This window comes from Bacillus sp. AFS037270 (genome assembly GCF_002585305.1).
Genome location: NZ_NUNF01000005.1, coordinates 78673 through 96959, shown reverse-complemented (window position 1 = coordinate 96959; position 18287 = coordinate 78673). Strand labels below are relative to the sequence as shown.

The window sequence follows — 18287 nt, the reverse complement described above, 5'->3', positions numbered from 1 at the left end:
AAGGCTTTTTTCTGGAATGTTACCTCTTTTAATGCTTAAACTAATAGAAGCTAATAGAAATAAAAGGAGTTTTCAAAATGAAAGTTGCACCACCGAAACCATTTACCTTTGAAGGAGGAAAACGGGCCGTCTTGCTGCTCCACGGTTTCACCGGCAATTCAGCAGATGTCCGGATGCTCGGCCGTTTTTTAGAAAAAAAGGGCTACACCTGCCATGCCCCGCACTATAAAGGCCATGGAGTACCACCGGAAGAACTCGTCCATACAGGTCCAGAAGATTGGTGGCAGGACGTCCTAAATGGCTATCATTTTTTAAAAAATAAAGGACATGAAGAAATAGCAGTCGCTGGACTTTCACTTGGCGGCGTATTTTCCTTGAAATTGGGATACACTGTACCTATAAAGGGTATTGTACCTATGTGTGCCCCGATGCATATAAAAAGTGAAGAAGTCATGTACCAAGGAATTCTCGATTATGCCCGTGAATATAAAAAATATGAAGGAAAAACAGACGAGCAAATCGAAATGGAAATGAAGGAATTCCAAAAAACACCGATGAATACATTAAAAGCACTCCAACAATTAATTGCCGACGTACGTGAGCATGTTGATATGATCTATGCCCCGACGTTTGTTGTACAGGCTCGCCACGACAAAATGATTAATACCGAGAGTGCCAACATCATTTACAACGAAATTGAATCCACCATAAAAGAAATTAAGTGGTATGAAGAATCAGGACATGTCATTACGCTGGATAAAGAGCGCGAACAGCTTCATGAAGATGTATATGCTTTTTTAGAAAAGCTAGATTGGCATGATTAATAAAGCACCCACATAGGAGGGAATAGTTTGGAAGAAACAATTCAAAAGCACATAGATAAGCTTTTGCAATATATGAGGGACGAAGCCTACAAACCATTAACGGTCCAAGAACTGGAGGAAGCATTTGGGATTCAGGATTCCGGAGACTTTAAAGAGTTCGTAAAGGCACTTGTTCAAATGGAAGAAAAAGGACTTGTCGTACGCACACGCAGCAACCGTTACGGTCTGCCGCAAAAAATGAATTTAATCCGCGGTAAATTAATTGGCCATGCAAAGGGATTTGCATTTGTTGTACCTGATGAACCAGGTATGGATGATATATTTATCCCACCGAATGAAACGAATACCGCAATGCATGGCGATACGGTCCTTGCCCGTGTATCTACGGAATCATCAGGAACTCGCAGGGAAGGAAGTATCATCCGAATTATTGAACGAGGTGTCCAACAAATCGTTGGAACCTATGTCGAAAGCAAAAGCTTTGGCTTTGTGATTCCGGACGATAAAAAATTTGCCAGCGATATTTTTATTCCGAAGAATGCCTCTAAAGGGGCAGTGGAAGGACATAAGGTAGTCGTTAAACTTGTTACGTACCCTGATGGACGAAAAAGTGCGGAAGGCGAAGTTATTGAAATACTTGGCCATAAAAATGACCCTGGCGTAGATATTTTATCAGTCATACATAAACATGGACTGCCAATGGCCTTTCCTGATGATGTATTAACGCAGGCCAATGAGACACCTGATACGATTGATGAAAGTGAACTAGCAAATCGCCGTGACTTACGGAACGAAACCATTGTAACAATTGACGGGGCAGACGCTAAAGACTTAGATGACGCGGTCACCGTTACAAAATTAGAGAACGGCAATTATAAGCTGGGCGTACACATTGCCGATGTCAGCTATTATGTTAAAGAGGGTACGCCGATTGACGTAGAAGCAGAGGACCGGGCAACAAGTGTTTATTTAGTAGACCGAGTGATTCCGATGATCCCGCACCGCCTCTCAAACGGAATTTGCTCCTTAAATCCTAAGGTGGATCGTCTTGTGTTATCTTGTGAAATGGAAATTTCACCGGAGGGTACCGTTGTTTCGAATGAAATTTTTCAAAGTGTGATTAAAACAACGGAGCGAATGACCTACTATGATGTGAACCGAATCCTTACTGACAAAGATGAAGAAACACGTGCAAGGTATGAGTCACTTGTCCCGATGTTTGAATTAATGGAAGAACTCGCAGAAGTTCTAAGAAACAAACGAATGAAGCGCGGGGCCATCGATTTTGATTTTAAAGAATCAAAAGTCTTGGTAGACGAAGAAGGAAAACCAACGGATGTTGTCTTACGAGAGCGGTCAGTTGCCGAGCGGTTAATAGAAGAATTTATGTTAGCTGCCAACGAAACCGTGGCTGAACATTTTCACTGGATGGAAGTTCCGTTTATTTACCGTATTCACGAGGATCCAAAGGAAGATAAATTACGGAGATTTTTCGAGTTTATTACTAACTTTGGCTATATCGTAAAAGGAACTGCTAACGATGTTCATCCTCGTGCACTGCAGGAAATTATTGAAGAGGTGCAAGGCAAACCAGAAGAAATGGTGATTTCGACTGTCATGCTCCGTTCGATGCAGCAGGCAAAATATTATCCTGAGAGCCTTGGACACTTTGGTTTATCGACTGAGTTTTACACTCATTTCACCTCGCCGATTCGCCGTTATCCGGATACGATTGTCCATCGCTTAATCCGTACCTATTTAATTGAAGGAAAAATCGATGAGGCAACGAGGGAAAAATGGAATGCCCGCTTGCCTGAAATTGCCGAGCATTCTTCGAAAATGGAACGTCGTGCAGTAGATGCTGAGCGTGAGACGGATGAATTGAAAAAAGCGGAGTACATGGAGGATAAGGTTGGTGTCGAATATGACGGCATTATCAGCTCTGTGACCAACTTCGGCATGTTTGTGGAGCTGCCAAACACGATTGAAGGTCTTGTGCATGTCAGTTATATGACCGATGATTATTATCGTTTTGACGAGCGGCATTTTGCGATGATTGGCGAGCGAACCGGAAACGTGTTCCGAATTGGTGATGAAATTACGGTTCGAGTCGTTAAGGTTAATAAAGACGAACGTTCGATTGATTTCGAAATTGTCGGCATGAAAGGGACTCGCCGCGAGAGACCAGAAACTACAAGAGTCTTTAGTACAGGCAGTGATACACGGAAACCGCGCCGAAATAAACAGCAAGGCGAAGCCAAACAAGGTCGAAGCAGAAATGGACAAAAGTCTGAATCAGGCGGCGGTCAGGGCGGCAAGTCCAAAAATAAACGTAAATTTTACGATAATGTACCGAAATCCAAGAGCAGAAAGAGAAAAAATAAATAATAGGAAGAGGGGCCTTTCTGCAAGGCTCCTTTTCACTGTCCAGGTCCTGGCACCTGCACCTTGGGGTCTCGGGCTCAAGAAGGCTAAAGAAGAGCCTTCTCACCGGCTTGTCTGTAGCAGCCTTACGCCCCTGTTCAAGGCGCTTCCGCCTTTCTAATTGTACAGGCTATTATATTCTGCTAAAATAAATCCATAGAGTTGAGGTGATATAAATGCCAAAGGGTGTAGGAAAGGTAGTCGCGCAAAACAAGAAGGCTTACCACGACTATTTTATCGAAGAAACGTACGAAGCGGGCATTGTTCTTCAGGGGACTGAAATTAAATCGATTCGTGCCGGGAAAGTCAATCTGAAGGATGCTTATGCACGGATCCAAAATGGAGAAGCGGTTCTGTTTGGAATGCACGTGAGTCCTTATGAGCAGGGAAACATTTTTAATCACGATCCATTGCGTACGCGCAAACTGTTACTTCATAAACGTGAAATTAATAAACTGCTTGGAGAAACAAAAGAAGCAGGTTATGCACTTGTGCCGTTAAAGTTATATTTAAAAAATGGCTTCTGTAAGGTTTTAATTGGTCTAGCAAAGGGTAAAAAGAATTATGATAAGCGCGAATCGTTAAAGCAGAAAGAGGCAAAGCGTGAGATTGAAAGAGCCTTCCGTGATCGTCAAAAGATGTAATTGGAAATTAATTTACAAATAGTTACAATTGAAAAATGTTCTGAGTGTGTTATAATAAGTTTGTCGCTAAATCAGCGGCACAATCTTTTGCTCTGACAAAACGTGCCTGAGCAATTCCTAACGTCTGTTGCTAAATCTTTAAGTAGATTTCAGCACATTTTATAATGGGGACGCTACGGATTCGACAGGGGTAGTTTGAGCTTAGGTTGCGAGTCGAGGGGATCGGCCTCGTTAAAACGTCAAAGCCATAACTGGCAAAACTAACAAAACTTTCGCTTTAGCTGCTTAATAGCGCTTAGCGGTTCGCCCCTCCATCGCCCATGTGGTAGGGTAGCGGACTCACTTTAAGTGGGCTACGCCGGATTCCACCGCCTGAGGATGAAGGAAGAGAACAATCAGGCTAGCTGACCGGACGCCGGTCGATAGGCAAAAGGATCAGTGAAACGCCAATATATCGACTACACTCGTAGATGCTTAAGTGCCGATATCTTTGGACGCGGGTTCGATTAATTATTAGTCGCCTTGTGTGGTAACATACAAGTGATAATCTGGCTTTATCGGTGAAACCTAAGTCGCTTTTGGCGATAGGGCAATGCCGAGCGGTATGTGAAGTAATTCAACAGCCGTGTATCGACTTATAGGCTGCCTGCAACAGGTAGTACTAGGATGCGATTCCTGCCTTGAAGAGGTAAATTTATGTTTCGCATAAGACGCCAGAGGGCCTGTTTCTGGACAGGTTCAAGATATAGTCAGTGCCATGTCGAAAGCATGGATGAGCACGTCCCGCCGTCTCCACCATACATAGGTGGATAACAAGACTAGCAGAAATTGCTGGTCTTTTTTATTTTTGAAAAAATTCTTCTTCAAACATGATTTTCTTCCTCAATAAATTAGTATTGTACTTTCCATTCCGTAAAGTAACCTTTTCATAATTCTCTAATATCCATGGTTTTCATCCTAGAAAGAGAACGATAACTTTTGAACCCTTACCTATCTGTTAGGAATAAGTTCATATATCTGTTTGATTTATTTTGGTTTCAAACCATTCTTGAGAAGAACAAATTAAATGATCAGACTTGAAAACCCTCCAAGTCTTTTTTAGTGTCTATTAGTACATGAAGCGGAGGCAGTTACTCTCCAATTAAGAAAAGACATGCAAGTAGTAGTAACAACAAATATACTTTAATATTAGATTAGGATAACCACTAGAACATTGCAAAAATAATAGGGAGGAAGAGTAATTTGAAACGAGTTGTTATTTCTTGGAGTGGCGGAAAGGATTGCTGTATGTGTTTAGACAAAGTTATCAAACAAGGTTACCAAGTTGTAGGATTAATCACCATGGTTTCTGATGTTTTTAGGAGAACATGTGCTCATGGTATTCCGATAGATGTGGTAAAAATACAAGCTGAAGCATTACAAATACCTATCACTTTTATAAATTCTACACCTGATTATGAAAATCAATTAGTCAATGCTCTTAAAGACCTGAAGGAAAATCAAAATGTCGATACGGTGATTTTTGGATCCCTTTATGTAGAGACGGATCGACAGTGGAACGAGCAAGCTGCTGCGAAAGCGGGACTTAAATCAGAGTTTCCACTTTGGATTCGTACAGAAGAAGTAGGTGAACTAGTCAAAGAATGGTTGCAGTTAGGTTATAAGGCCATTATTTGTAGAGTGAAAGATGGTTATTTAGACAAGTCTTGGGTAGGGACAAATCTAAACGCTAATTTCTTCTCTCATGCTAGCCATTCGGATGTTTGCCCGATGGGGGAAATGGGGGAATTTCATACATTTGTTATTGATGGGCCCTTATTTAAAAAGAGATTAGGAGTGACTTATACCGATATTGTATTAAACAGTGGCCTCTGGTCATTAGATATTAAAGAGTCAAATTTAGTAGCTAAATAATCTACCATTTAGATTTAGCAAATAGGTTGCTCATTCGTTGAAAAATTTGAATAGTAGAAACAAACTATAATGAATAACTTTTACCTAATTGAAATAACCTGTGACTATTTACCCTTTTTTAGTATAATTTATTAAATGTCATATTAAATAATGATTTTTTTATTGGAAGGTAATCGTTATGGGAAAAATAGTTGTAACAGGATATGGGGTCAAAGCACCAAAAACAAATTCGCCAAAACGAAATAATGCTTTTGCATATATAAGAAAACATAAATAGAGTGGTGAATGGTTTGATCATTGCATTTTTAATCGCTATTATTGGAATGATTCCTGTGGTATTAGCGATTTGTGTTATAAAAATATATAAAGGTTCAGAATTAGCAACTGCCTTATTGCTTTATATGCTCTTTATCAGCTTTTGGCAGTTGGATGTAGCCGTTTTGTATTTGGATGGAATATTTTCGAAAAATCTAATCATGTTGCTTTTCAGGCTGTTTAGAATAGGAACAACCTTTATGGTTCCCATCGTATTTTACTTGGCTTATATATTAATAAAAAAACATACGGCCAACTTTAAAAACAAGACATATTATCAGTTTTTATTATCCATATTTAACCGAAAAGTATTATTCTTTTTAGTAGTATGGAGCTCCATTATCTATCTGATCAACATGACAAGACTTGGAATAGTAGATATAAAAGAAGTGAAAATATTACATTCTACTACTTATTTTTATTTTCCAGAGTATGGACCACTCCAATTCTTATATCTTTTCCATACAGGAAGTCTTATCATTTTTGTCATTTTTACTCTTATTATTTCTAGACAAATTCAAAATATCTATTTAAAAGGTTTTTTAAGTACATTTTCCTTTTGTACTTTTTTATTGTTTGTTTTTGGTTTTTTAAATTTTATCCCAGGAGCCGGAGCTTTATTTAGCAGTTTAGGTATTATTATCTTTTCTGTTATTATTGTTTTTTCGTTTATAAGAATGCATACCATGCTGACAGTGAATTTTAATCGGTTATTGGAGCGACAGAAGAAACTTGATAATGCTGGGAATCTCACCGCCAGTTTAGTTCATGAAGTTAAAAATATACTCCAAATTATAAACGGATATTCAAAATTATTAAGTGAGTTAAAGACCTTACCTAGCGAAGGTAAAAAGATGAATGAAATGATTCAATCCGCTGCACTGCAATTGGATGAATTAATTAAAAATTACACAGGATATTTGAAATATAAATCGATTGAATTTAATACGGTGGATCTAAACGAAATAATTGAACAAGCAATCGAAATATCTGAAGAATTTTTACAAAGAAATTCTGTAAAAGCTACTTTTGAGAAAGAATATAGAACTCTAAAAACTTACGCAAACCAGACATATTTAAAACAAGTATTTGTTAATTTAATAAAAAATAGCTCGGAAGCTTTTCCGAAAGAAAGAGCGATAAGAGAGATAATCATTTCTACCGATATCCAAATAGATCGCATCTTTATTCATTTGATCGATACCGGAAGTGGAATACCGGAAGAAAATTGGGAAAGTATTTTCGATCCTTTTACTTCTTCTAGAAAAGAAGGGTTAGGTTTAGGACTACCATTTGTAAAAAATATCATTATGGAACATCGTGGAGAAATAAAAGTGGTGGATAGTGGTCCGAAAGGAACCCATATTCAAATTATTTTACCCCAGTATTCTTTTAGTGATTTTTAAAGAAAAATTTAATAATGACAATAAATCCGAATTTTGTAGCAAGGTATGTAACCAAGATAATGAACAGAGAAATACAATACAAGTTGCGAAAGAAATAATCCTTTTTAAGAAGGTTTGTTTCATAAACGGAAATAAGAAGGACACACATAAACTAAACCAAACAATAATGGATAAAATAATTAAGCTGTCCCAGAGGGAATAAGGAAATATTTCAAAATAAATTAATCCACCTAGGATACTGCTAAACAAGAGGGGAACAAAAAAATCCCTTCTATTTTTTATAACAGGTTCACATGCTTGGGCTAGTGACTTTCCCAAATATATCGGATAAAGAAAATAGGGAAGAACAAAACCAAAGCAAATACCTGTTATTAATCTTCTTACGTTATTACTTTGAAATAAATGGGTGTATGACCCTAGTCCATCAAAGATCATAGGCACCATAAAGAATAATAGAAGAAAACTTACTTTAATTGTGGGTATGGAGATTATTGATTTCCTTTTCACGATATGTAAATATAATACGGTCGAAAAAATCCCAATATAGATCCCTGTATCTCTGGCACAAACGGAAAGTGTTGCTCCGGATACATGAAGAGATCGCTCTTCTAACTGGTGGCAGATGGCCCTTCCGAAAAAGTTTAATACCTCATGGATCAAATTGTATTCACCCCCTAAGTGAAGAACCCAATTTTATCATTATGTAAAATTGGGTTCCTGAACATCTGTTTAATGACTTAACTTTAATACCCCGAAAACGCCGGCATGATTGACAATGCCGATGCGGCAAACCAGCAGATACAGCTTAAAACCATCACAACGATCGCGATAATTAAACAGTTCTTCCCGACAACTTTCTTCTCAGGATCCTGATCATTCATCCAAATAATCCCGACAATAATCCCAACAATCGGAATAAGTATCGATAGAATATAAAAAAGTGCTTTTTGTCCACCTGACACTCATTTCACCTCCAGCAAGATGCATAAGAATATGGAATAGGAGAAAAATCTTGTTTCAATGATATGTATGTTAAACGGTAGTGTAATTTGCCTGTACTCCTTTTAGAAATTTCAGATTTATTTCTCCTTATATCCCCCCTTTATTACTTTTAATTGGTATAATATGTTAGTAAAACTTGTAATATGTAGAGTGACTAAATACCTGTGATAAAAGTACGATTTAATAGAAATGTAATATTTTTAATAGATTTGAAACAATTATTTAGGAATTTCGTCTATAATGGGGAAAGTGAAAAAACATCAAAGAGGGTATGTAAAATGCGAAATCTAAAAAAAGGTTGGTCCAAAGGGACACTTGTCGTCCTGCTGGCTATTGGATTCGTATGCACAGGGGTATTCTTGAGCCATCATTTTCAGGAAAGAACGATAAATAAACCTATTAATCATTCAAAAAATGAAACTATTAAACGTGCGATAGCGAAAGGACCAGCACCGGAGGAATTCATTAGGGACACCAATGATTTTAGACTTGAAAAAGAACGAATACGCAAGCAGCAAGAGCAAGCGATTGCGTGGAGAAATCAACAAGAGCGAGAGAAAAGTAACGTAAAAGAATCGACTACTACAGAACCTGCCGCGGCAAAACCTGCCACAAACGCTACAACTTCTTCAGAGCAACCAACAAAGGAATCAAAACCAGCACAGTCTGAACAACCGAATGCACCGCCAGCTAATCCAGTTCCGCAGAAAACGGTTTATTTAACATTCGATGACGGCCCGTCAGTATTTTCCGGCCAGATTATAGCTCTACTGGAGAAATATCGTTATAAAGCCACCTTTTTTATGATTGATGGCAATATTCGCCGTTATCCGAATGCGGTTAAATTAATGGTTCAATCTGGAGAAACGGTAGGCTTGCATAGCGTATCGCATAATCCGAAGATTTTTTATGCATCTGCGACAACTATCATTTCGGAATTAACGCAAAACCGTAATACGTTAAAAGAAATTTCCGGTGTAGATTCCTATATAATGAGAACCCCATATGGCAGTGTTCCGTATATGACAGAGGAATATCGAAAGGCTGTTCATGATAATGGATATTTAATGTGGGATTGGAATATTGACAGCAGGGATTGGGATTATAAAGATGCGAGATATGTGAACAGTGTCATCACGCAATTAAATCAACTGGCTAATCATAATGGTCCTATCGTTATTTTGCTGCACGAACGGAGGGAAACGTTAGCCCATTTACCACAGCTGCTTGATTTTCTATCGAAACAGGGCTGGATGAGTAGAGCAATTGACAGTTCGATGACACCGGTTCAATTTAAACCGTAAAAGAAGACTAAAACCGACAAAATACGGTAAAGATTTGATATAATTAAAAAAAGTGTAAAAACTTTTACTAGTAAACATAATGGGGTTCGATCAGTATCTATGATAAATAAACTTATGCAGAGCAGTGGATTTAAGAGAATTTCTATTTTTGTTCTCATTGCCCTTGTTTTATATGCAATGAGATCGATGATTAATTTAATTTTACTTACCTTTATTTTTACCTTTTTAATGAATCGCTTAGTCCAATTCATCGAAAAAAAGATCCCGCTTAATCGCAGGTTAATTGTGGTTATCTCTTATGCCTGTATTGTCGGGCTGCTTTCCTATTGTTTCGTCATGTATTTGCCGATGATTATTCAGGAAATTACCGCCCTAATCAAGCAGTTAACGGCTTTTTACACGGCCAAGCACGATAATATTATTTTAAATTATCTTGTGAACCGGATGGAAGAAATTAAAATCTCCAGTTACCTGGAGCAAGGATTTACTTTCTTAATTAAGTATTTTACGGATATTAGCAGTGTTACCTTACAAGTCTTATTGGCCTTGCTGCTAAGTATTTTCTGCTTACTTGAAAAGCCTCGCTTAATTGAATTTACAAAGAAATTTAGGAACAGTAAAATCTCTTCCATTTATGAAGAAGTTGAGTTTTTTGGCCGAAAGTTTGTTGGGACATTCGGTAAGGTGATTGAAGCACAATTGATTATCGCGGTAGTCAATTGTATCTTAACTACGATCTCCCTATGGTTGTTAGATTTTCCACAATTAGGCGGCTTATCAATTATGGTTTTTGTTTTGGGATTAATTCCTGTTGCTGGGGTTATTATTTCATTAATTCCGCTTGTGATTATCGCTTATAGTATCGGTGGATTAATGAAGGTTCTTTATGTGGGAATAGCGATTTTTATTATTCATGGAATTGAGGCTTACATCTTAAATCCGAATTTAATGAGTTCAAAAACGAATCTTCCTGTTTTCTATACCTTCATTATCTTGATTTTCTCCGAGCACTTTTTTGGTGTATGGGGCTTAATTATCGGAATCCCTGTTTTTGTTTTCCTTTTGGATGTTTTAGAAGTGACAGATCATAAAAAAGTTTAATTGAAAAAGCCCAAATCATGGGCTTTTTTTTTTACATCCCGCTTTAGCACCTAGGGGGTCGGGGGCATAAGCCCCTGTTCGAGGCGCTTCCGCTTTTGGTCTTTGAATCTTTTCTGTTATCCTAGACGTACATAGTTGAGGAGGAGAGATCAAATGAGCGAATGTAAATTGAATCACACTGAGGAAGATGTAAAAAGTAAATACGAATCCCAAGCAGCTTTTTTACCGGAAGATATGAAGGATTTATTTAAGCAGTTTTTTTCAAAAGAACATTCACAGGAACTATTGAATGAAGTGTTCCATTTGTTGAAAAAATATGATTTAGCACCCTCCGAGGAAAAAAATGAACGAAATAACCGTTTATATATGGTGCTAAAAAACGTTTAAGAAATGAGGATAGGATGGGAGAATTATTTCAATTATTAAAACGAGGGAATAAATCAGCTTTTTTGGCTGCCATTATTAATACCATTATTGCGATAATCAAAGGTGTGGCCTTTCTTTTTACAGGAAATGTGGCCATGTTTGCCGAAACGATGCACAGCCTTGGCGATGCGGCTAATCAATTCTTTGTGTTTGTCGGTTCGGCATTAAGTAAAAAGGCACCGACTGAGAAATATCCTAATGGGTTTGGCCGCTTGGTTAACCTGGTTCTTTTAGGGGCAGTGTTAATTGTAGGGGTTATGGCGTTTGAAACCATTAAAGAAGGCTACCACCATATTATTCATCCAACGGAGTCCAGTGGTTTTCTGATTAATATTCTTGTGTTAGCATTAGCAACCCTGCTCGAAACCTTTGTCTTGTTTAAAGCGATGAAAGAAATTTTACACGAAATCGAGATAGAGGCAAAAGGTCTAAATGTATTTACGGTGGCTTTTGCCAATTTGGGACGGGCGAAGCCGGCAACAAAGCTTGTGTTTATGGAGGATATGGTGGCGACTTTAGGCGGCTTGTTAGCCATTATTGCTGTTGTTATAGCCCACTTTACCCCTTTACATCAATCAGAAGGTATCGCCTCTGTTTTAATTGGTGTGATGATGCTCTTTGTAGTTGGTAAGGTCTTTTTAGATAATGCAGCCGGGGTTATTGGGCAAGCTGATGAGGAAATGGAAAATAAAATTGGTGTACTCGTGATGGAGGATCCAGATGTAAAGGATATTCAAGATATAACCGTTATTAAAGAGGGGGAAGACCTGCACGTTGAGCTGGAAATTGAGATTGACCCTCAATTAACGGTTGCTGCCGCCGATGATATTAAGGACAGAATACATGAAAAAATTATGGCAGAAAAAGGCGTCGTTGATGTCACGATCGAGATTGATGAAGCGGATGACGTTATGACATGGCAAAAGTCAGAACCAACTAAACAATCATAAGAAAGGTTCACGAGCAGATCGTGAACCTTTTTTATGTCGCGCTTCCGCTTTTCTGTGTTGCCTGCTTCAGCGTCTGGTAAAGGCGCTTCCGCTTTTCTATGTTGTCTAGCTTCAGCGCCTAGGGGCTCGGGGTCATAAGCCAATCCGTCAAGAAGGCTAAAGAGCAGCCTTCTCGCCGGCTCGTCTTATGCCTGTCGCCCCTGATCAAGGCGCTTCCGCTTTTCTTTATTCCCAGGGCTTATGTGTGGTAAAGACGCTGGCGAGATCTTTACTGCTTTTTCGATGTTCTTTCCGCTTTTCTGCTCGGTCTTTACCGGTTTCAAACAGCTTTTTCTCTTCTTCCGTTTCCGGGATGATCACAGGAACCTTTGTTGGTTTTCCGCTGTTATCTAAGGCAACAAAGGTTAAAAAGGCTGTCGCAGCAATTTTTCGAGTACCGGACATAAGATCTTCAGCAATCACTTTAGCGAAAACTTCAATTGAAGTCGTACCCGTATTCGATACAAAGGTTTCAATGCAAACAGAATCCTTTGGTGTAATCGGACTAAGGAAATCCACTGAATCAATGGAGGCTGTTACACACTCTGCTCTTGAATGACGTACAGCGGAAATCGAAGCAATCATATCGATATCACTGATCAGCTTTCCACCAAACAGGGTATTATGGTTATTTACATCGTTTGGAAAAATTCGGCTTGTTCGAACAACTCTTGTTTCATTGCATGTTTTTGCTTCCATATGATCCCTCCAAGTTTTATTTTGTCCACAAACTGATTTTTCTTGTTTCATTTTAGTGAAAAGAAGTGAAATGTGGTACATTACATATATCAATTAATTGGTGAGGAGGTCAACAAATGAGTTTGCAAGCACAAATTATGAAAGATTTAAATGTAAATCCCAGCATCGACCCGAAGGAAGAAATTCGTAAGAGAATTGATTTCTTAAAAGATTATATATTAAAAACGAAGGCAAAGGGCTTTGTACTGGGAATTAGCGGCGGACAGGATTCTACATTAGCAGGACGCCTAGCCCAGCTGGCAGTGGAGGAATTACGTACAGAGGGAACAGCGGCTACGTTTATTGCAGTGCGCCTGCCATATGGAGTTCAACAGGACGAGGAAGATGCTATGCGCTCGTTAGCCTTTATAAGGGCTGATCGCGAGGAAGTTTTTAATATCAAAAATGCAGTTGATGAAGTACAAAATGAATATAATGCCAGCATTAAAGGGGATCAGCTGAGTGACTATCATAAAGGGAATGTCAAAGCGAGAATGAGAATGATTGCCCAATATGCGATCGGCGGTATGGAAGGTCTGCTCGTCATAGGTACAGACCACGCTGCAGAAGCCGTAACAGGCTTCTTTACTAAATACGGGGATGGGGGCGCGGATCTCTTGCCGCTGACAGGCTTAACCAAGAGGCAAGGGAAGGCTTTGCTTAAGGAGCTAGGCGCAGATGAACGACTATATTTAAAGGTGCCGACTGCTGATCTCCTCGATCAAAAACCAGGACAAGCAGATGAGACCGAATTAGGAATTACATATGATGAACTTGATGATTATTTGGAAGGGAAACCTGTTTCACCAGAAATTGCAGAAAAAGTTGAAAAAAGGTATATCCTCACTGAGCATAAACGGAGACTTCCGGCCAGCATGTTTGATGAGTGGTGGAAATAAGGTAATAAGAGAATAGAAATAGGAGATGGCCTGCTGGGCTGTCTCCTTTTTTGTGGTAATACTTTAGTGAGATAAAATTTCCCATTGACTAACACCTCGGTAGGTTTTATATTGGATGAGGTTCATTAATATTCATACATTTAAAACATTATTTTTAATATAAAAGTTCGTCGAGGAGGATAACCGTGGGGAAATCAAATAAATTAGGATTCTGGGTGTTAACCGCCCTTGTCATTGGGAATATGGTTGGCTCAGGTATTTTTATGCTGCCTCGCTCCCTGTCAGAAGCAGCTAGTCCAGCCGGTGTGATTTCCGCTTGGCTTGTTACAGGCTTAGGCGTTCTGATGCTGGCCTTAGTTTTTGGCAGCTTGGCGATTCGTAAACCAAATTTGACAGGTGGCCCGCAAATCTATGCAAAAGAACTATTTAAGCCAGGTTCTCATGCATCCACTTTATCTGGATTTATGACTACCTGGGGTTACTGGATTGGAAACTTAGCTGGAAACATTGCGATGATCACCACCTTTGCCGGATATTTATCAACCTTTTTTCCAATCTTAACAAGCGATGCAAACTGGTTTACAGTCGGTAATTTCACTCTAAAAGTAGGTAATGGCCTAACATTTCTAGTCTGTTCCTTACTGCTTTGGGGTACCCATTTTATTATCCTGCGTGGGATGGAAAGTGCGGGGAGATTAAACTTCCTTGCTACTGCAGCAAAAGTAGCTGGTTTTGTCTTCTTTATAATTGTTGGTTTGTTTGCGTTTGAACAGAGCAACATCCTGCCGTTTATGGCTCCGAGAATGGATGAAGCTGGACATGCTATCGGTATTATGGGGCAAATTAACGGTGCTGCTGTCAATACCTTATGGGCATTTATTGGGGTAGAGTCAGCCGTCGTATTTGCTTCCCGTGCCAAAAAACAATCCGATGTAAAAAGGGCTACCATTTTAGGATTATTTATTGCACTGGGTATCTATATTGGTATTAGCACCCTTGTGATGGGGATGTTGGACCAAAACACGCTTATTCATTCTGATAAACCATTAATTGATGCCATTCAAACTGTTTTAGGACCTGTCGGCGGAAAATTATTAGCAGGGATTGGATTAATTAGTTTGTTTGGTTCAACCATCGGCTGGTTAATGTTAACTGCGGAAGTTCCTTATCAAGCAGCGAAACAAGGATTATTTCTGCCAGCATTCCTAAAAGAAAACAAAAAGGGTCTGCCTGTTTTTTCAATGATTGTATCCAACGGAATAGGACAGTTATTTATTTTTTCTACCGTTTCAAAATCCATCTCAGGAGCATTTGATTTTGTCATTGTCATTGCGACCTTAGCCTATTTAGTACCGTATCTTATTTCATCAGTCTATCAGCTAAAGTTAGTAATAACAGGAGAGACGTATAAAGCAGGAAAGCAGAGAATGACAGACGGTATTATTGCTTTACTGGCAACCGTTTATTCCGTTTGGGTGATTATAGCAGGTACAGCAGATCTTAAAACGTTTATGTATGGTATGATTTTACTTGCGAGCGGTATTCTTTTCTATCGGCCAAAAACAAAAAAGAAAAAGTCGGCCGATCAGAAAACAAAACGTGCATTATCTGCTTAACCTATCAGAATTTTTCTGATAGGTTTTTATTTTTTATAAAAGGGTAAAATAAGGATGCTTCATATAATCATTTCTTTTGACAGTTGCTAGAGGTTGTAATAAAATAAGTAAATCCGATAAAAATAGTAAGAATTAGGGGGTTTAATAACATGAAAAAACTTACGGTCATTTTTGCGCTGCTCCTAAGCTTTATGTTGGTGCTTTCAGCATGTGGCAAAGATGAGAAAGAAGATCAAAAGAGAGCAGTTAACACTGAAGAAAAGAAAACTGCGGATAATCAAGATTTATTGAAAAAGATTCAAGACGATGGAAAGATCACAATTGGTACTGAAGGTACATATCCGCCATTCACTTTCCATGATACAAGCGGTAATTTAACTGGATTTGATGTTGATTTAGCAAATGAAGTGGCAAAACGATTAGGTGTAAAAGCAGAATATAAAGAAACTCAATGGGACGCTATGTTTGCAGGTTTAGATGCAAAACGTTTTGATATGATTGCGAACGAGGTTGGAATTCGTCCAGACCGTCAAAAGAAATATGACTTTTCTGATCCCTATATTACGTCAGCCGGTGTTCTCATTGTCAATACTTCAAACACTAAGGTGAAAAAATTTGAAGATATTAAAGGCTTAAATGCTGCCCAATCATTGACAAGTAACTACGGTGATATGGCAAAAAAATATGGAGCCAATCTTGTTGGAGTAGAAGGATTTCAGCAAGCCGTTGAATTGTTGACACAAAAACGTGTCGATGTGACGATTAACGATAAGCTTACCTATTTAGACTATAAAAAACAAAAGCCTGATGCACCAATTAAGATTGCCGCAACGGCAAATGATGCGTCTTCAAGCGGATTTATGTTTAGAAAGAATAGTGACAAACTCGTTGATGAAGTCAATAAAGCCTTAAAAGAGATGGTTGACGACGGCACTTATAAAAAAATCTCAGAGAAATGGTTTGGTGAAGATGTACTTAAATAGTATTTTTGCTGATCCGGAACGAACAGCAAGGTTAATTGATATTGCAAAAAGTTCCCTCCAGCCTCTGCTGGAGGGGGCTGTTTTTTATACGATCCCGTTAACGCTTATCTCATTTGTGATTGGGATAATACTGGCCATTCTTACGGCATTAGCCCGAATTTCAGAGGTAAGAATATTTCAAATCATCGCTCGAGTGTATGTTTCAGCGATTCGTGGTACTCCATTGCTTGTGCAATTATTTATCATTTTTTACGGACTGCCTAATCTCGGAATCACGTTAGACCCGTATATTTCGGCGGTCATTGGTTTTTCTCTAAGTGTCGGCGCCTATTCGTCCGAAATTATCAGAGCGGCAATTTTATCAACGCCAAAAGGACAGTGGGAGGCTGGCTATTCAATTGGCATGACCTACTGGCAAGTACTTAGAAGAATTATCTTGCCACAGGCTGCAAGGGTATCCGTTCCGCCTTTATCCAATTCATTCATAAGTCTTGTTAAGGATACTTCGCTGGCTTCACTGGTATTGGTTACAGAAATGTTCCGCCGCGGTCAGGAGATTGCTTCCACCAACTACGAATTTTTATTAGTCTATTCAGAAGTAGCACTCATTTATTGGGTTATCTGCTTTTTCCTTTCCATCCTTCAAGGGTACTTGGAAAAGAGACTGGGCCGCTATGGGGCTTAACTTAAGGAAAAAGGGAGTGTTATCATGATTAAAATTAATGGTTTATATAAACAATTTGACCAGTTACAAGTGTTAAAAGGGATCGATCTAGAAGTGGAAAAAGGTAAAGTGGTTGTCGTAATTGGGCCGTCCGGTTCTGGGAAAACAACGATGCTCCGCTGTTTGAACGTGTTGGAAACACCAACGAAAGGTGTTATTTCGATCTCAGGTCAAAGTTTAGATTTTTCAAAAGCAGTTCCAAAGAAAGATATTGCTTCATTCCGCCGCTTAACCGGTATGGTTTTTCAAAGTTATAATTTATTCCCGCATAAAACAGCCCTTGAAAACGTGATGGAAGGGCCAATTGTTGTGAAGGGAGTAAATAAGGAGACAGCGAGGAAAAAAGCAGAAACTCTACTGGAAAAAGTCGGGCTAGCTGATAAGCAGGACTATTATCCGGCACAGCTATCTGGCGGTCAGCAGCAGCGTGTCGGGATTGCCAGGGCGCTCGCGATGGAGCCGGAGGTTATGCTGTTTGATGAACCTACCTCCGCACTTGACCCAGAATTAGTCGGTGAGGTGTTAAAAGTAATGAAGGACCTCGCAGCAGAAGGTATGACGATGATTGTGGTTACCCATGAAATGCGCTTTGCCCGTGAAGCAGCGGATGAAGTGATTTTTATGGACCAAGGTGTCGTTGTCGAACGTAATAAACCGGACGAAATTTTTACGAATCCAAAAGAAGAACGGACGAAAAAGTTTTTGAATATGATTCAATAGAGTGCTGTAGCTCATGTAGCTATGGCACTTTTTATTTTCGTCCAGCTCCAGCGCCTAGNNCGTCTTATGCTTGTCGGGGCTGTTCAAGGCGCTTGCGCTTTTGTTCTTTTGGATAAATTAGTAAAAATTTGTGAAACTTTTCCTTTTGTTAGTTCGTATTACTTAGTATATTAAACAAGTAAGTAAGAATATCTATACATGACTGCCTATTAAACTAGAATATGCCTTCATTATAATTAATAAAAAATAAGGATGGAT

The 18287-nt window shown here is 38.9% G+C and carries 17 protein-coding genes and 1 other RNA gene; 15 read left to right on the top strand and 3 right to left on the bottom strand.

Annotation, left to right across the window (positions count from 1 at the left end):
- Nucleotides 1-77: 77 nt before the first annotated feature.
- From COD92_RS02395 to COD92_RS02370, 6 genes are all read left to right on the top strand, one after another.
- Entirely contained in the window at nucleotides 78-824 is a 747-nt protein-coding gene (locus COD92_RS02395; protein ID WP_098530323.1) for an alpha/beta hydrolase, read from the top strand.
- Nucleotides 825-851: 27 nt separating this feature from the next.
- Nucleotides 852-3212 (top strand): ribonuclease R, encoded by a 2361-nt coding sequence (gene rnr, locus COD92_RS02390; protein ID WP_098530322.1) that lies wholly within the window; start codon nucleotides 852-854, stop codon nucleotides 3210-3212.
- A 212-nt stretch (nucleotides 3213-3424) separates the two neighbouring features.
- Complete coding sequence (smpB, locus tag COD92_RS02385; RefSeq protein ID WP_098530321.1) at nucleotides 3425-3892, top strand: SsrA-binding protein SmpB; 468 nt, start codon at nucleotides 3425-3427, stop codon at nucleotides 3890-3892.
- A 174-nt stretch (nucleotides 3893-4066) separates the two neighbouring features.
- Nucleotides 4067-4401, top strand: a transfer-messenger RNA (tmRNA) gene (gene ssrA / locus COD92_RS02380).
- Between the two features lie 733 nt (nucleotides 4402-5134).
- Nucleotides 5135-5806 carry a Dph6-related ATP pyrophosphatase gene (locus COD92_RS02375; RefSeq protein WP_098530320.1) on the top strand — a complete coding sequence of 224 codons (672 nt, stop codon included), beginning with the start codon at nucleotides 5135-5137 and terminating at the stop codon, nucleotides 5804-5806.
- Between the two features lie 290 nt (nucleotides 5807-6096).
- On the top strand, nucleotides 6097-7527 hold the full coding sequence (locus COD92_RS02370) for an ATP-binding protein (RefSeq protein WP_098530319.1): 1431 nt from the start codon (nucleotides 6097-6099) through the stop codon (nucleotides 7525-7527).
- Here COD92_RS02370 and COD92_RS33210 read toward each other — a convergent pair.
- Together COD92_RS33210 and COD92_RS02360 are read right to left on the bottom strand one after the other, a co-directional pair.
- Nucleotides 7498-8187 carry a DUF2085 domain-containing protein gene (locus tag COD92_RS33210; protein WP_098530318.1) on the bottom strand — a complete coding sequence of 230 codons (690 nt, stop codon included), beginning with the start codon at nucleotides 8185-8187 and terminating at the stop codon, nucleotides 7498-7500. The two genes, COD92_RS02370 and COD92_RS33210, sit on opposite strands and share 30 nt — an antisense overlap.
- An 83-nt stretch (nucleotides 8188-8270) precedes the next feature.
- On the bottom strand, nucleotides 8271-8489 hold the full coding sequence (locus tag COD92_RS02360) for a hypothetical protein (RefSeq protein ID WP_098530317.1): 219 nt from the start codon (nucleotides 8487-8489) through the stop codon (nucleotides 8271-8273).
- A 318-nt stretch (nucleotides 8490-8807) separates the two neighbouring features.
- Between COD92_RS02360 and COD92_RS02355 the strand changes: the two genes are divergently transcribed.
- The 4 genes from COD92_RS02355 to COD92_RS02340 all read left to right on the top strand — a co-directional run bounded on the left by COD92_RS02355 (nucleotide 8808) and on the right by COD92_RS02340 (nucleotide 12310).
- Nucleotides 8808-9833, top strand: a complete 1026-nt coding sequence (locus COD92_RS02355; RefSeq protein WP_098530316.1) for a polysaccharide deacetylase family protein — start codon at nucleotides 8808-8810, stop codon at nucleotides 9831-9833.
- A 99-nt stretch (nucleotides 9834-9932) separates the two neighbouring features.
- Complete coding sequence (locus COD92_RS02350; RefSeq protein WP_098530315.1) at nucleotides 9933-10934, top strand: AI-2E family transporter; 1002 nt, start codon at nucleotides 9933-9935, stop codon at nucleotides 10932-10934.
- Nucleotides 10935-11087: 153 nt separating this feature from the next.
- Nucleotides 11088-11321, top strand: a complete 234-nt coding sequence (locus COD92_RS02345) for a group-specific protein (protein WP_098530314.1) — start codon at nucleotides 11088-11090, stop codon at nucleotides 11319-11321.
- Nucleotides 11322-11335: 14 nt separating this feature from the next.
- Complete coding sequence (locus tag COD92_RS02340) at nucleotides 11336-12310, top strand: cation diffusion facilitator family transporter (protein WP_098530313.1); 975 nt, start codon at nucleotides 11336-11338, stop codon at nucleotides 12308-12310.
- A gap of 225 nt (nucleotides 12311-12535) precedes the next feature.
- Here COD92_RS02340 and COD92_RS02335 read toward each other — a convergent pair whose 3' ends face one another.
- Nucleotides 12536-13048, bottom strand: coding sequence for an acyl-CoA thioesterase (locus COD92_RS02335; RefSeq protein WP_098530312.1), 513 nt, complete (start codon nucleotides 13046-13048; stop codon nucleotides 12536-12538).
- A gap of 116 nt (nucleotides 13049-13164) precedes the next feature.
- Between COD92_RS02335 and nadE the strand changes: the two genes are divergently transcribed.
- The 5 genes from nadE to COD92_RS02310 all read left to right on the top strand — a co-directional run bounded on the left by nadE (nucleotide 13165) and on the right by COD92_RS02310 (nucleotide 18029).
- Complete coding sequence (nadE, locus tag COD92_RS02330) at nucleotides 13165-13986, top strand: ammonia-dependent NAD(+) synthetase (protein ID WP_098530311.1); 822 nt, start codon at nucleotides 13165-13167, stop codon at nucleotides 13984-13986.
- Between the two features lie 185 nt (nucleotides 13987-14171).
- The gene (locus COD92_RS02325) at nucleotides 14172-15602 is read left to right on the top strand and encodes an amino acid permease (protein ID WP_098530310.1); all 1431 of its coding nucleotides are present in this window, start codon (nucleotides 14172-14174) and stop codon (nucleotides 15600-15602) included.
- Between the two features lie 149 nt (nucleotides 15603-15751).
- Complete coding sequence (locus tag COD92_RS02320; protein WP_098530309.1) at nucleotides 15752-16585, top strand: amino acid ABC transporter substrate-binding protein; 834 nt, start codon at nucleotides 15752-15754, stop codon at nucleotides 16583-16585.
- Nucleotides 16572-17270, top strand: coding sequence for an amino acid ABC transporter permease (locus COD92_RS02315; protein ID WP_098530308.1), 699 nt, complete (start codon nucleotides 16572-16574; stop codon nucleotides 17268-17270). Before COD92_RS02320 ends, COD92_RS02315 begins: the two co-directional genes overlap by 14 nt.
- A 24-nt stretch (nucleotides 17271-17294) precedes the next feature.
- A complete protein-coding gene (locus tag COD92_RS02310) occupies nucleotides 17295-18029 on the top strand; it encodes an amino acid ABC transporter ATP-binding protein (RefSeq protein WP_098530307.1) in 735 nt (244 codons plus the stop codon).
- The last annotated feature ends 258 nt before the right edge of the window (nucleotides 18030-18287 follow it).